Below are 14,341 nucleotides of genomic sequence, written 5' to 3'. Positions count from 1 at the left end.
CGATTTGCAGCTTCGTAACGGTTTTCGACAGGGTCGAGTGGCGAGTTTTCCATCCAGAACAATGACGGTGAATAGAACAACAGCGGCACGCGCACGGCGGCGGCGCGCGACGGTCGGGCTCGGCGTCGGGCTCGGTGTCACGCTTTTCGCGGCGCAGGCCGCCGCGGCTCCGGGCGACACGCCCGCATCGGGCGCGGACGCGACCGGCAGCGCGACGCTGCCCGCGATCACGGTGAGCGGCGAGCGCGGCCACCCGCTGCGGGCGCGCGAAGCGTCGGTCGCGGGGTTCGACGACGCGCCGCTGCGCGACACGCCCGCGTCGGTGAACGTCATCACGCGCGCGCTGATCGACGATCAGCAGGCGAAGCGGCTGAGCGACGTCTTGCGCAACGATGCGTCGGTCGTCAACGACTATGCGCCGGTCGGCTATTTCGAAGGCTTCGCGATCCGCGGTTTTCCGGTCGATCTCGCGAGCGCGATCCGAATCGACGGGCTGACGGTGTCCGGCGAGCAGAACGTGCCGCTCGAGAACAAGGAGCGCGTCGAGATCCTGAAAGGGCTCGCGGGCATCGACAGCGGCGTCGTTGCGCCGGGCGGCGTGATCAACTTCGTGACGAAGCGCTCCGCGAACGTCGCGAGCGTGACGGGTGGCGTCGACAGCCGCGGCTCGACGTCGGCGGCCGTCGATCTCGGCCGCCGCTTCGGTGCCGACCATCAGTTCGGGTTCCGGATCAATGCGGCGAAGGAGAACATGCACTCCTATATCGACGGCACGAACGGGCGGCGCACGTTCGGGTCGATCGCCGCCGACTGGGACATCAGCCCGCGCGCGAGCCTGCAGCTCAACGCCGAATTCCAGCAGTGGATCCAGCGTTCCGCGCCCGGCTACCAGTTGCTCGGCGGCACCGTCGTGCCGTCGGTCAAGACGACGTCGAAAGCGCTCGGCACGCAGCCGTGGGCGAAACCGGTGACGACCGACGCGCTGAACCTGAACGCGCGTTTCGACTATCGGTTCAACGACGACTGGAAGGCGTACATCGCCGCCGGCCGCAGCCGCACGATGATCGACGACAACAGCGCGTTCGCGTACGGCTGTTCGTATGCGGCAAGCTGCGCGGCCGGTGCGACGTCGCCGTTCTTCTTCGGCGCGAACGGCGACTACGACGTGTACGACTTCCGCAGCCCCGGCGAATACCGGCGCAACGACGATTTGCGCGCGGTCACGACGGGCAAGTTCGCGACGGGGCCGCTGCGGCACGAGTTGACGCTCGGCGTGAGCGTGCAGCGCCGCGTCGTGAGCATGGCGGACGCCGTGTACGACTACGTGGGCAGCGAGAATATCTACGGGCCGGACCTGACGTTCCCGCCGTCGCCGAATTCGCCCGGGCCGTCGTACCCACGCCTCGATGCGTGGCAGTACGGCGTGTTCGGGCTCGACCGCATCAGCCTCGGCGAACACTGGCAGGTGCTCGCGGGCGGCAAGGAAGTGCTGCTGCGCCAGCGTAGCTGGAGCAGCCTCGACGGCGAGACGACGCACACCGACCGCTCGGTGTTCCTGCCGCAGGTCGCGCTCGTCTACAAACCGGTGAACGTGCTGTCGCTGTATGCGTCGTACAGCAAGGCGCTGTCGCTCGGCGACCAGGCGCCCGTGCGCGCGACCAACGCGTACGCGTTCCTGCCGCCCGTCGAATCGCACCAGATCGAGGTCGGCGCGAAATACGACTGGCTCGACCGGCTGAGCCTCACGGCGGCCGTGTTCTCGATCAGCAAGCCGTTCCAGTTCGCCGATCCCGACGCGTCGGGCACGTCGTACACGTTCGTGCAGCGCGGTACGCAGCGGCACCAGGGGATCGAACTCGGCGCGGCCGGGCGCGTGACCGAACGATTGGGGCTGACGGCCAGCGTCGCGGCGATTCGCGCCCGCGCATACGATTCGGGGTCGCCGGCCTACGAAGGGCACCAGATCATCAACGTGCCCGCGCTGCGCGCGTCGCTGTATGCGGACTACGCGGTGCCGGGCGTCGCGGGCCTGAACGTGCTCGGCGGCGTCGAGTACAGCGCGGCGCGCAACGCGAACGAAGAGGGTACCGCGCGCGTGCCGTCGTGGTTCGTGTTCAATCTCGGCGCGCGTTATACGACGAAGATCGGCGGCCATCGCACGGTGTTGCGCGTGTCGGTGGACAATCTGTTCAACAAGTTCTACTGGCGCGACGCAGGCGAGCAGCAGGGCGATGCGTACCTGTTCCCGGGTGCGCCGCGCACCGCGCGCGTGTCGTTGACCTATGATTTCTGATCGGCCGGAAGCGGGCGCATGACGCGCGGCCCCGGCAGCCCACCAGGAGAGCACGGACGATGTCCCCACTCGAAATCGCAGGCGTGATCGTCAGCGCGCTCGCGATCTGGCTGACCGCGAAGCGGCGCATGCTGTGCTGGCCGGTCGGCCTTGCGTCGGTCGCGCTGTACGGCTGGATCTTCTTCGATGCGAAGCTGTACTCGGACATGCTGCTGCAGGGCGCGTTCGCGGTGCTGCAGGTGTACGGCTGGCAGCGCTGGCTCGCGCAGCGGGCGAGCGAGGCCGACGGCAAGGCGGCGCCTGCCGGCGATGTCGCGCCAGTCACCGGCGTGCGCCCGATGCAGATGCTGCCCGACCTGGTCGCGGCCGTCGTCGGCAGCGCGCTGCTCGGCGGGATGATGGCGCGCTGGACCGATGCGGCGCTGCCGTTCGTCGACGCGTCGCTGACCGCGTTCAGCCTCGTCGCGCAATACTGGACCGCGCGGCGCTACATCGCGTCGTGGGGGCTGTGGATCGTCGTGAACGTCGTGTACGTCGGGATGTTCGTGTTCAAGGAGCTGTATCTGACGGCCGGGCTCTATGCGCTGTTCATCGGGCTGGCCGTGGTCGGCTGGCGCGACTGGAGCCGCACGGCCGCGACGCTGCGCGCGAGCGCGAGCCCGGCCGGCTGATTCGCAGCCGATTCAACCACGGAGCTACGTCGTTCATGTCATTTCCCCTCGAACCGGATGCGCCGGCATCGCGTGACGCCGCGCAGGCGCGCGAGGTCGCGCCGCCGCAGTTCGGCGTCGACGGCGAACAGGCCGAACGCGACTGGCCGCTGATCACGCACGACGAAGTCGCGGCCGTGCTCGCGCGGATCGATGGCGCCGGCGCGCCCGCGCGCCTCACGTGGCACAGCCCGCGGCCGTTCTCGGCGGCCGTGCTGGTGCGCACGACCGACGAGCGCGCGCTGTTCGTCAAGCGTCATCATGCGAGCCTGCGCGACGTCGCGGGGCTCGAGGAAGAGCATCGCTTCATCGCGCATCTGCGCGCACACGGCGTGCCGGTGGCGGACGTGCTCGCCGGTCGCGACGGCGCAACCGCGTTCGCATCCGGCGACTGGACGTATGAAGTGCACGTGGTCGCGCCGGGTGTCGACGCGTATCGCGGCGTGATGTCGTGGAAGCCGTTCACGCATCCTTCGCATGCGTATGCGGCCGGCCGCGCGCTCGCCGAGCTGCATCGCGCGTCGGCCGGCTACGATGCGCCGGCGCGGCCGGTTCGCCCGCTGCTGTCGAGTTTTCGCGTGTTGTCGTCGAGCGATCTTGTCGGTGCGCTCGAACGCTGGGTCACGGCGCAACCGTTGCTCGTCAGGGCGCTCGGCGCGCGCGACTGGCGCGGCGACGTAGCCGACGCGATCGGCCCGTATCACGCGCGCCTCGTGCCGCTGCTGCCTGCGTTGCCGCCGCTGTGGACGCATGGCGACTGGCATGCGTCGAACCTGCTGTGGGCCGACGCCGGGCCCGGCGCGCAGGTGCGGACCGTGCTCGACTTCGGCTTGTCGGATCGTACTTGCGCCGTGATGGACCTCGCGCTCGCGATCGAGCGCAACACGGTCGACTGGATGGCGCCGGCCGATGCACGGCGCATCGAATACGAGCAGATCGACGCATTGCTCGACGGCTACGAATCGCTCGAACCGCTGAGCGACGACGCATATGCGGCGCTGGTCGCGCTGCTGCCGATCGTACATACGGAGTTCGCGCTGTCGGAAGTCGCGTATTTCGGTTGTATCGTCAACGCGCCCGATATCGTCGACGTGGCGTACGACGGTTACCTGATCGGGCACGCGAGGTGGTTCGGCGAACGCGACGGGCGGCAGTTGCTGGACTGGCTCGTGCAGCGGCGGCGGGGAAAGCAGCACGTCACCTGATTCGCGCGCGGGGCGTATGGCCCGCGCGTGTCGCATTTCCGAACGTCTGCATTCTTTCGTGCGGCCATCGTGCCGCGCGCTCACCGAATCTTCCTGATCGTCGAGAGGGGACGCCGTCCCCGCAGGGCACCGCACGTCTGCGTACGGTTGCGCCCAACATGACGGAAATATCATCTTCGCCTCATGTTCGCACTGCGGCCGGTCCGTAGCATCGGTCGCAAACCGTTACCGCAGAACCGAACATGTTCAAGCTCAACCTCGCCGTGGCCGCCGTATTCGCGATGGCCGCGACGGCTCATGCGCAGCCATCGCTGTCGCCGGGGCCGGCCACGGCTCCGGCTGCTGCCGCCCCGATCGGCGCACCGCCATCCGGCGCACGTCCTGCGTCGTCATTGACGCTTGCCGACGCACTCGCCGTCGCCGCCCGCAACAACCCGGCACTGCGCGGCGCGCGCGCGGATGTCGATGCATCGGCCGGCGCACTGATGCAGGCCGGCGCGCGGCCCAACCCCGAAGTGTCGTTCCTGCAGGAAGGTTTCAGCCGAGCGGAACGCACGTCGACCGCGCTGATCAACCAGACGATCGAACTCGGCGGCAAGCGTCGCGCGCGGCTCGACGTCGCGTCGTACGGCAGCGAATCGGCCAGCGCGTCGCTCGACCAGCAGGGCGCGGCTGTGCGCGCCGACGTGATCGCAGCCTTCTACGGGCTGCTCGCCGCGCAGCGTCAGCTTCAGGTGACAGAGGAATCGGCCGCGATCGCCGCGCGCTCCGCGAATCTGGCGGCCCGTCGCGCGCAGGCCGGCAAGGTGTCGCCGGTCGAGGCGACCAAGGCCCGGGTGGCGGCGGCCGGCGTACAGATCGAAGTCGTGACCGCGCGCGGCCGTGTCGACGTTGCGCGCGAGAAGCTGAACGCGGTGATGGGCGAAGCGCGCAACGCCCCGCTTGCGGTGCTCGGCGACCTCGAAGCCGTACCGTCGGTCGAGCCGCTGTCCGCGCTGACCGCGCGGCTCGACGATGCACCGCTCGCGCGAATCGCGCGTGCCGAAATGCTGCGCTCGAACGCGGCCGTGTCGCTCGAACGCGCACGGCGCATTCCGGACGTGACGGTCAGCGCCGGCGTGAAGCGCGTGACCACCGGCGGTGTGCCGGACAACCAGGCGGTGGTCGGCGTGTCGATCCCGATTCCGCTGTTCAACACGAACCAGGGCGCGCTGCTCGAGGCGATGCACAAGGCCACGCGCGCGAACGCCGATCTCGACCGCGAACGCACACGTCTGCGGCTCGAACTGACGCAGGCATACGCGAATTTCGAGGCCGCCGATCAGGAAGCGCAGCGGTTGAAGTCCGACATCCTGCCAGCCGCGCGCGTCGCGCTCGACGCGATGTCGCGCGGCTACGAACTCGGCAAGTTCAGCTTCCTCGACGTGCTCGACGCGCAGCGCACGCTGTTCCAGGGGCAGTCGCAATACGTCCGTGCGCTCGCCGACGCGCATACGGCCCGTGCCGATATCGGCCGGCTCGTCGGCACGCCGCTCGCGGTCCGCGCGCAATGAGCGCCCCTCTTGACTGAAGGATCATCATGTCACGCAGCAGAATCTTCATCATTGCGGCAGCCGTGCTCGGCGGCGCAGGAATCGTGATCGGCGCGCTCGCCGTCGCGCGGGGCGGGAGCGGCGCATCGGCGCCGACGGCCGCCGAATCCGCCCAGGCGGCCGACGGCGCCGGCGCGCACGGCGGTGTCGTGCACAAGCGCGGCAAGCTGTCCGTCGAGATCGTGATGACGGAAAAGCCCGGCGATGCGCGGCTCGTCGTCTATCCGTTCGTCGACGGCAAGCCCGCGACCCACGGCGTGACCGTGTCCGGCACGCTGGTGCGGTACGACCGCACGCACGAGCCGCTGCGGTTCGACGCGGCCGGCCAGAAGTTCGTGTCCGCGCAGTCGATCGCGAAGCCGCACGTATTCGATGCGACGATCGACGTGAAGGCCGGCAACGACGCCGCATCGTTCCCGTTCGCGCGCGCCGACGGCGCGGTCGTGCTGACCGACGCGCAACTGGCGACGTCGAAGATCGCGCTCGCGAAGGCCGGCCCCGCGCAGATCGCGACGCCGTTCCAGTTGCCGGGCGAGATCAAGTTCAACGAGGATCGCACCGCGCACGTGGTGCCGCGCGTGGCCGGCATCGTCGAACAGGTATCGGTGTCGCTCGGGCAGAACGTCGCGAAGGGGCAGGTGCTTGCCGTGATCGCGAGCACCGATCTGGCGGACCGCCGAAGCGAACTGCTGACGGCCGAGCGCCGGTTATCGGGTGCGCGCGCAACCTACGAGCGTGAACGCACGCTGTGGCAGGAGCGCATCTCGGCCGAACAGGATTATCAGCAGGCGCAGGTGCAGTTGCGCGAGGCCGAGATCGCCGTGCAGAACGCGCGACAGAAGCTCGCCGCGCTGAACGCGCCGGCGGGCGCGGGCGCGCTGAACCGGTATGAACTGCGTGCGCCGTTCGCCGGCACGATCGTCGAGAAGCATGCGACGCCCGGCGAGGCGATCGCCGCCGATGCGAGCATGTTCGTGATCTCCGACCTGTCGACCGTGTGGGCCGAGATGGCCGTGCCGGCGCAGCGGCTGAACGACGTGCGCGTGGGCCGCGATGCGACCGTCAGCGCGACCGCGTTCGAATCGCGTTCGAGCGGCCCGATCGCGTATGTGGGTGCGCTGCTCGGCGAGCAGACGCGCACCGCGCCGGCGCGCGTCGTGCTGCCGAACCCCGACGGCGTGTGGCGCCCGGGGATGTTCGTGAACGTGTCGGTCGACGCGGGCCGCCAGGGCGTGCCGCTCGCGGTCGCGAGCGACGCGCTGCAGGACGTCGACGGCGCGCCGTCGGTGTTCGTGCGTTCGCCGAAGGGTTTCGTCGCACAGGCCGTCGAAACGGGGCGGCGCGACGAACGCGCGACCGAAGTGCTGAAGGGGCTCGAGCCGGGCCAGGAATACGCGGCGACGAACAGCTTCGTGTTGAAGGCCGAACTCGGCAAGGGGAGCGCGGAACATGAATGAGCAGCAATACGCGTGCGCCGTGGCGCGACTGGCGGCCCGATATGCGGCGCGCTTTCCGATCCGCCGCCTGACCGGCCGCGCAGCGCGTCCGGCGCGTGCGACCGTGCCCCGTTTCAAGGAATCCCGACATGTTTGAGCGCCTGATCCGCTTTGCGATCGCGCACCGCTGGCTCGTGATGCTGGCGATCGCGGCCGTGGCCGCGCTAGGCGTGTTCAGCTACCAGCGGCTGCCGATCGACGCGGTGCCCGACATCACGAACGTGCAGGTGCAGATCAACACGTCCGCGCCCGGCTACTCGCCGCTCGAGGCCGAGCAGCGCATCACCTATCCGGTCGAGACCGCGATGGCCGGGCTGCCCGGGCTCGAACAGACGCGTTCGATCTCGCGCTACGGGCTGTCGCAGGTCACCGTGATCTTCAAGGACGGCACCGACATCTACTTCGCGCGTCAGCTCGTCAACGAGCGCATCCAGGAAGCGAAGGACAAGCTGCCGGCCGGCGTCGCGCCCGCGATGGGCCCGACGTCGACGGGCCTCGGCGAGATCTACCTGTGGACCGTCGAAGCCGACGCCAACGCGCGCAAGCCCGACGGCACGCGCTACACGGCGGCCGACCTGCGCGAGCTGCAGGACTGGGTCGTGCGGCCGCAACTGCGCAACGTGCGCGGCGTGACCGAGGTCAACTCGATTGGCGGCTACGTGAAGGAGTATCGCGTCGCGCCGAATCCGGCGAAGCTGATGTCGTACGGGCTGACGCTCGCCGACGTCGTGCGGGCGCTCGAGCGCAACAACGACAACGTCGGCGCCGGTTACATCGAAAAGCGCGGCGAGCAGTATCTCGTGCGCGTGCCGGGCCAGGCGCGCACCGTCGACGACATCGCGAACATCGTGCTGACCAACGTCGGCGGCGTGCCGGTGCGGATGAAGGACGTCGGCGTCGTCGACGTCGGCCGCGAACTGCGCACCGGCGCCGCGACGTCGAACGGCGAGGAGGTCGTGCTCGGCACGGTGTTCATGTTGATGGGCGAGAACAGCCGGACGGTGTCGAAGGCCGTCGCCGCGAAGATGGAGGACGTGAACCGCACGCTGCCGGCCGGCGTGAAGGCGATTCCGGTGTACGACCGCACGGTGCTCGTCGAGAAGGCCGTCGCGACCGTGAAGAAGAACCTGCTCGAGGGCGCGGTGCTCGTGATCGCCGTGCTGTTCCTGTTCCTCGGCAACATCCGCGCGGCGCTGATCACCGCGCTCGTGATTCCGCTGTCGATGCTGATGACCTTCACGGGGATGGTCAACGCGAAGGTGAGCGCGAACCTGATGAGCCTCGGCGCGCTCGACTTCGGGATCATCGTCGACGGCGCGGTGGTGATCGTCGAGAACTGCGTGCGGCGGCTCGCGCATGCGCAGGCGGGGGCCGGGCGACCGCTCACGCGCGACGAGCGTTTCGCCGAAGTGTTCGGCGCATCGCAGGAGGCGCGCCGCGCGCTGATCTTCGGGCAACTGATCATCATGGTCGTGTACCTGCCGATCTTTGCGCTGACCGGCGTCGAGGGCAAGATGTTCCACCCGATGGCGATCACGGTCGTGATGGCGCTCGCTGCCGCGATGGTGCTCACCGTCACGTTCATTCCGGCGGCCGTCGCGCTATTCATCGGCGAGCGGGTCGAGGAGAAGGAGAACCGGCTGATGCGCTGGGCGCGGCGTGCGTACGAACCGGTGCTCGCCGGTTTCATGACGCGCCCGGCACGCGTGATGATCGGGGCGGGCGCGATCGTGCTCGCCACACTCGGACTCGCCACGCGGCTCGGCAGCGAGTTCATCCCGAGCCTGAACGAAGGCGACCTGGCCGTTGCCGCATTGCGAATTCCCGGCACGAGCCTGTCGCAGTCGGTCGAGATGCAGAAGTCGATCGAGAAGACGCTGAAGGCGCGCTTCCCCGAGATCGAGCGCGTGTTCGCGCGCACCGGCACGGCCGAGATCGCGGCCGACCCGATGCCGCCGAACCTGTCGGACGGCTACATCATGCTGAAGCCGGCCGACACGTGGCCCGATCCGAAGAAGCCGCGCGAGCGGCTCGTGAGCGAGATCGAGGAAGCGCTCGCCGAGCTGCCGGGTAACGCCTACGAGTTCTCGCAGCCGATCCAGCTGCGCTTCAACGAACTGATCTCGGGCGTGCGCAGCGACGTCGCCGTGAAGATCTTCGGCGACGACATGGCCGTGCTGAACCAGACCGGCGAACTGATCGCGGCCGCGTTGCAGAAGGTGCCGGGTGCATCGGAGGTGAAGGTCGAGCAGACCACGGGCCTGCCGGTGCTGACCGTCAACCTCGACCGCGACAAGCTCGCGCGCTACGGCGTGAGCGTCGCCGACCTGCAGGATTCGGTGGCCGCGGCCGTCGGCGGGCAGAAGGCCGGTACGCTGTTCCAGGGCGATCGCCGCTTCGACATCGTCGTGCGGTTGCCCGACGAGCTGCGCACCGACATCGAGGCGATCAAGCGGCTGCCGATCGCGCTGCCCGCGCCGACGGCCGGCGCCAGCGCACCGCTCGCAGCGGCGCCGTACGTGCCGCTCGCGGAGCTCGCGACGATCGACGTGGCGCCCGGCCCGAACCAGATCAGCCGCGAGGACGGCAAGCGGCGGGTGGTCGTCAGCGCGAACGTGCGCGGGCGCGACGTCGGCTCGTTCGTCGCCGATGCGCGCGAGCAGTTGCAGCAGGACGTGCGCGTGCCGGCCGGCTACTGGGTGTCGTGGGGCGGGCAGTTCGAGCAGTTGCAAAGCGCGAGCGAGCGCCTGAAGCTCGTCGTGCCGCTCGCGCTGTTCATGGTGTTCGTGCTGCTGTTCGTGATGTTCAACAACGTGAAGGACGGCTTGCTCGTATTCACCGGCATTCCGTTCGCGCTGAGCGGCGGCGTCGTGTCGCTGTGGCTGCGCGGGATTCCGCTGTCGATCACGGCGGCGGTCGGCTTCATCGCGCTGTCCGGCGTGGCCGTGCTCAACGGTCTCGTGATGATCTCGTTCATCCGCAACCTGCGCGACGAAGGGATGCCGCTCGACGCCGCGGTGCGCGACGGCGCGCTCACGCGGCTGCGGCCCGTGCTGATGACCGCGCTGGTCGCGTCGCTCGGCTTCCTGCCGATGGCGTTCGCGACCGGCACCGGCGCCGAGGTGCAGCGCCCGCTCGCGACGGTCGTGATCGGCGGTATCCTGTCGTCCACCGCGCTGACGCTGCTGGTGCTGCCGGTGCTGTACCGTGTCAGCCACGCGGTGTCGTGGCGCGCGGCGTTGCGCGGCGGGTTCGGCGCGGGCATGATGCGCCGGCTGCGTTTCTTCAAGGGTAATGCGTGATGCGAATTCTGATTGTCGAGGATGAACCGAAGACGGGCGCGTATCTGCGCAAGGGGTTGACCGAGGCCGGCTACGTCGTCGACTGGGTCGAGGACGGCATCACGGGCCAGCATCAGGCCGAAACGGAGGAGTACGACCTGCTCGTGCTCGACGTGATGCTGCCCGGGCAGGACGGCTGGACATTGCTGCAGAACCTGCGGCGCAGCAAGTCGACGCCCGTACTGTTCCTCACCGCGCGCGACGACGTCGGCGATCGCGTGAAGGGGCTCGAGCTCGGCGCGGACGACTATCTCGCGAAGCCGTTCGACTTCGTCGAGCTGACCGCGCGCATCAAGTCGATCCTGCGGCGCGGCCAGCCGCGCGATTCGAACACGCTGCGCGTGGCCGATCTCGAACTCGACCTGACGCGCCGCAAGGCCACGCGGCAGGGCGACACGATCCTGCTGACCGCGAAGGAGTTCGCGCTGCTGTGGCTGCTGATGCGCCGCGAAGGCGAGATCCTGCCGCGCGCGACGATCGCGTCGCAGGTGTGGGACATGAACTTCAACAGCGACACGAACGTCGTCGATTCGGCGATCCGCCGGCTGCGCTCGAAGATCGACGACGCGTACGAACCGAAGCTGATCCACACGGTGCGCGGGATGGGCTACGTGCTCGAAGCGCGCGGCGGCGCGGCCGCATGATCGCGCGCCTGCTGCCGCGGACGCTGCGCGGCCGGCTGACCGCGCTGATCATCCTGTCGACGTCGGTCATCCTCGCGTCGAGCGGCGTCGCACTGTACGAAGCGCTGAGCAACCGCGTCGAAACGACGGCAGCCGAGCAGATGGCCGGCATTTCGGCCGCATTGGGGGCGCACCTGGCCGAGGCGCGCACGACGGCCGACGTCGCGCGCGACACCGACATCTGGATCGACCAGTTGCACGGTCACCCGAACATGGACCTCGCGATCTTCGATGCCGGCGGCGCGCGCGTCGTCGGCACGCCCGGCTTTCGCCCGTACGCGCCGCTGCTGTCGATGAACACCGGGCGCGTGCCGGTCGGCGTCGCGCCGCCGGGCGCACGGCACCAGTACCTGCTGACGGCCGTCCCGCTCGCCGGCGCGGGTGCGCCCGTGGTGCGCGTCGCCGTGCAGTACGATCGCAGCGCCGACGTGCTGCTGTTGCGCACGCATGCTTATACGATCGTCGTGATCGAGGTGTTCGGCGTGGTGCTCGCGGCCGCGATCGCGTACGGCATCGCGGCGCTCGGGCTGAGCCCGCTGCGGCGGTTCGCGGCGCGTGCCGAGCAAATGTCGACGAGCCGGCTCGCGCATCCGCTGCCGGAACTCGATACGTCCGGCGAGCTGAAGGAGCTCGAGCATGCGTTCAACGGGATGCTCGAACGGCTGAACGAATCGTTCACGCGGCTGAGCCAGTTCTCGTCGAATCTCGCGCACGACATGCGCACGCCGCTCACGAACCTGCAGGCGGCCGCGCAGGTCGTGCTGTCGCAACCGCGCGGCGCGGACGAATACCGGAGCGTGATCGAGTCGAGCATCGACGAATACCAGCGGCTGTCGCGGATGATCGAGGACATGCTGTTTCTCGCGCGTTCGGAACAGGCCGGCACGTCGATCGGCGTGCGGCGGCTGAATGCGGCCGAGGAGGCGGAGCGGGTGGCCGGATACTACGAGCCGCTGGCGGAAGATGAAGGCGTGACCGTGAAGGTCGACGGCCACGCGTGGGTCGACGCGGATCTGACGCTGTATCAGCGCGCGTTGAGCAACCTGCTGTCGAATGCGCTGACCTATGCGCCGCGCGGCAGCGTCGTGACGATCGATTGCGTCGAGCAGGGCGGCGCGACGACGATCGCCGTGTCGGATACGGGGCCCGGCATCGCCGCGGAACATGTCGGGCGGATTTTCGAGCGCTTCTATCGCGTCGATCCGTCGCGGCACAATTCGGCGTCGGGCACGGGGCTCGGCCTCGCGATCGTCCGGTCGATCATGGACAACCACGGCGGCGAATGCGGCGTCGACAGCGAGCCGGGCCGCCGCACGACCTTCTGGCTGCGCTTTCCGCGAAGGCCGGCCGAACCGGAGCGGCCGGCCGCTACTCGCACCTGACAGCGCGCGCGGCCACGCCTGCGCGTTCGCGGTGAGACAGCCGCGCGGCGCGCGCTGCCGGCGCCCGTGCGGCCGCGCATCATTGCTTCGCGGCCAGGCTGTCGTGGTCGTCGGTCTGCGGCTTCTGCTCGCCGCCATGCACCGAGATCTCGTGTAGCTCCTTGTTGCGCGCGATGAGCTCGCCGGTCGGCGGGTACTGCGTCTTGCTGATCGGCACGATGCCGTCGTGCTGCGCCTGCTTCAGTTCATTGACGACCTGCGTGCGGGTCTTGCCCTGCGTTTGCGTCTGGGCGAATGCGGCCTGCGTGGCCATGCCGAGCGACAGCGTGGCGACGACCAACCATGCTGCGAGGTTTGCGCTTTTCATTGAATGCTCTCCTTGATCAGGGCCGCCGGGGTGGCGAACCATGGACCCAGTATGCGAAAGCAGCCATGCGTGATCGTGATCGCGAGATGAAAAATGCGTCAGATTGCGGGGCGCGAGCGGGCCCCGTGTGGACACACCCGACATGACGCAACCGTCATGTTCGCGTCATGGGTGCGATGAGCGGGAAGCGGAACATGAAGTCTGCCGTTGGCCGAGCGTGCCGGCGGCGTGCATGCCGGTCGCGATAGCGGCATCGATCGCGGGCGGCGCCGTTCAGCTCTTCATTCCGGACCGAAAATTGCATCATCCCGTCATTCGCCTCGCCTTGACCGCAGCCTTGATCGTCCCGTTGTTCGCGGGCTGTGCGCCGACACGTTCCGACACTGCGACCACTGCCGCCGCAGTCGGCCGCAAACCCGTGCCGTCCGGCCTGATGCCCGGCGAGCAGGTCGACTATGGCGGGCATCGCTGCGGCAATCCGAACCTGTATGTGAAAACGCATCCGTGCGTGTACCCGCAGCGCAATTCGGTGCGGTGAGTGTCGGACACGCGTAAAAAAGCGGCCCGGCACTCGACGAGCCCGGGCCTAATGCGTGATCGTGCCGTGCGGCAGCGACCCGCTGCGTGGGTGGAAACGGGCTGGCCCGTGACGCGTTCGATGGTAGCGACGCGGCACATCGCGAACCTGATCGCAACATGACATTTTTGTCAGCCGGCGCTGTGCCGGCCACCGCACTCCATACGAAGAGGAGCATTCGATGCGTACTATCGCAAAAGGGATCGTGCTGGCGGCGTGTCTGATGTCGACGGCGGCAATGGCCGCAGGCTGGCCGGAACGTGCGCTGTCGCACGCATCGGCGCACGACGTTGGCAGTCGCGTGAACGAGCGGATGCGCTGCGAGTTGGCTGCCGTGCCGGCTGGCGCGTGGACCGCGACATTCGCGCGCGGGCAATGCGAAGTCGCCAGCGGCCGGCTGACGTTCGTGCCGGCCGATGCCGGCGACGCGCCGACCGTCACGGAGAAACGGATCGTGCTCGGCGACGTCCGTAGCGCGTCGCATCAGTCGCGCAAGCTCAAGGAACAGCTGCAACTGACGACGCGCGACGAAGTGATCGCGCTGAACGTGCTGACCGACGACGGCAGCCGCAAGTCGCGCGAACATGCGATCGACCTGTGGACCGCGCTGCGCAACGAGGGCGTCACGCCGGTCAACGGCACACGTATCGTCGATACCTATCCGACCGGCGCGACGACGTGGTAACCGTCGCGCC

At 68.8% G+C, this 14,341-nt stretch carries 11 protein-coding genes; 10 read left to right on the top strand and 1 reads right to left on the bottom strand.

The genetic code is table 11. The annotated features are described in order from the left end of the window. Window positions 1–61 precede the first annotated feature (61 nt). From QZM15_RS16720 to QZM15_RS16685, 8 genes are all read left to right on the top strand, one after another. The gene (locus QZM15_RS16720) at window positions 62–2,293 is read left to right on the top strand and encodes a TonB-dependent siderophore receptor (protein WP_302106810.1); all 2,232 of its coding nucleotides are present in this window, start codon (window positions 62–64) and stop codon (window positions 2,291–2,293) included. 59 nt (window positions 2,294–2,352) lie between these two features. After that, the gene (gene pnuC / locus QZM15_RS16715; RefSeq protein ID WP_059580234.1) at window positions 2,353–2,964 is read left to right on the top strand and encodes a nicotinamide riboside transporter PnuC; all 612 of its coding nucleotides are present in this window, start codon (window positions 2,353–2,355) and stop codon (window positions 2,962–2,964) included. 35 nt (window positions 2,965–2,999) lie between these two features. Beyond that, window positions 3,000–4,208: a phosphotransferase enzyme family protein gene (locus QZM15_RS16710; protein ID WP_060011758.1), complete on the top strand. Its 1,209-nt coding sequence runs from the start codon at window positions 3,000–3,002 to the stop codon at window positions 4,206–4,208. A gap of 242 nt (window positions 4,209–4,450) precedes the next feature. Beyond that, window positions 4,451–5,761, top strand: coding sequence for a TolC family protein (locus QZM15_RS16705; protein ID WP_104012984.1), 1,311 nt, complete (start codon window positions 4,451–4,453; stop codon window positions 5,759–5,761). Between the two features lie 26 nt (window positions 5,762–5,787). Continuing rightward, entirely contained in the window at window positions 5,788–7,257 is a 1,470-nt protein-coding gene (locus tag QZM15_RS16700) for an efflux RND transporter periplasmic adaptor subunit (protein ID WP_302106809.1), read from the top strand. A 128-nt stretch (window positions 7,258–7,385) separates the two neighbouring features. Beyond that, window positions 7,386–10,598, top strand: coding sequence for an efflux RND transporter permease subunit (locus QZM15_RS16695; protein WP_302106808.1), 3,213 nt, complete (start codon window positions 7,386–7,388; stop codon window positions 10,596–10,598). Beyond that, complete coding sequence (gene irlR, locus QZM15_RS16690) at window positions 10,598–11,281, top strand: heavy metal response regulator transcription factor IrlR (RefSeq protein ID WP_006490455.1); 684 nt, start codon at window positions 10,598–10,600, stop codon at window positions 11,279–11,281. Before QZM15_RS16695 ends, irlR begins: the two co-directional genes overlap by 1 nt. Beyond that, window positions 11,278–12,702, top strand: a complete 1,425-nt coding sequence (locus QZM15_RS16685) for a heavy metal sensor histidine kinase (RefSeq protein WP_302106807.1) — start codon at window positions 11,278–11,280, stop codon at window positions 12,700–12,702. Before irlR ends, QZM15_RS16685 begins: the two co-directional genes overlap by 4 nt. Window positions 12,703–12,781: 79 nt before the next feature. Here QZM15_RS16685 and QZM15_RS16680 read toward each other — a convergent pair whose 3' ends face one another. Next, on the bottom strand, window positions 12,782–13,069 hold the full coding sequence (locus QZM15_RS16680; RefSeq protein ID WP_059580250.1) for a DUF4148 domain-containing protein: 288 nt from the start codon (window positions 13,067–13,069) through the stop codon (window positions 12,782–12,784). 142 nt (window positions 13,070–13,211) lie between these two features. On the opposite strand from QZM15_RS16680, the gene QZM15_RS16675 reads away from it, so the two are divergent. Further along, window positions 13,212–13,607, top strand: a complete 396-nt coding sequence (locus tag QZM15_RS16675; protein ID WP_302106806.1) for a hypothetical protein — start codon at window positions 13,212–13,214, stop codon at window positions 13,605–13,607. Between the two features lie 220 nt (window positions 13,608–13,827). After that, window positions 13,828–14,331 carry a hypothetical protein gene (locus QZM15_RS16670; RefSeq protein ID WP_089465426.1) on the top strand — a complete coding sequence of 168 codons (504 nt, stop codon included), beginning with the start codon at window positions 13,828–13,830 and terminating at the stop codon, window positions 14,329–14,331. Window positions 14,332–14,341 lie beyond the last annotated feature (10 nt).

The organism is Burkholderia sp. AU44665 (genome assembly GCF_030504405.1).
Taxonomy (GTDB): Bacteria; Pseudomonadota; Gammaproteobacteria; order Burkholderiales; family Burkholderiaceae; genus Burkholderia; species Burkholderia semiarida.
Note: the sequence above shows the minus strand (reverse complement) of the source record. Positions and strands in the feature narration are given on the sequence as shown.

Bases quoted from the DNA above. Each gene is read 5' to 3' on its own strand.
- QZM15_RS16720 (WP_302106810.1), top strand. From the start codon at position 62: ATGACGGTGAATAGAACAACAGCGGCACGCGCACGGCGGCGGCGCGCG.
- pnuC (WP_059580234.1), top strand. From the start codon at position 2,353: ATGTCCCCACTCGAAATCGCAGGCGTGATCGTCAGCGCGCTCGCGATC.
- QZM15_RS16710 (WP_060011758.1), top strand. From the start codon at position 3,000: ATGTCATTTCCCCTCGAACCGGATGCGCCGGCATCGCGTGACGCCGCG.
- QZM15_RS16705 (WP_104012984.1), top strand. From the start codon at position 4,451: ATGTTCAAGCTCAACCTCGCCGTGGCCGCCGTATTCGCGATGGCCGCG.
- QZM15_RS16700 (WP_302106809.1), top strand. From the start codon at position 5,788: ATGTCACGCAGCAGAATCTTCATCATTGCGGCAGCCGTGCTCGGCGGC.
- QZM15_RS16695 (WP_302106808.1), top strand. From the start codon at position 7,386: ATGTTTGAGCGCCTGATCCGCTTTGCGATCGCGCACCGCTGGCTCGTG.
- irlR (WP_006490455.1), top strand. From the start codon at position 10,598: ATGCGAATTCTGATTGTCGAGGATGAACCGAAGACGGGCGCGTATCTG.
- QZM15_RS16685 (WP_302106807.1), top strand. From the start codon at position 11,278: ATGATCGCGCGCCTGCTGCCGCGGACGCTGCGCGGCCGGCTGACCGCG.
- QZM15_RS16680 (WP_059580250.1), bottom strand. From the start codon at position 13,069: ATGAAAAGCGCAAACCTCGCAGCATGGTTGGTCGTCGCCACGCTGTCG.
- QZM15_RS16675 (WP_302106806.1), top strand. From the start codon at position 13,212: ATGACGCAACCGTCATGTTCGCGTCATGGGTGCGATGAGCGGGAAGCG.
- QZM15_RS16670 (WP_089465426.1), top strand. From the start codon at position 13,828: ATGCGTACTATCGCAAAAGGGATCGTGCTGGCGGCGTGTCTGATGTCG.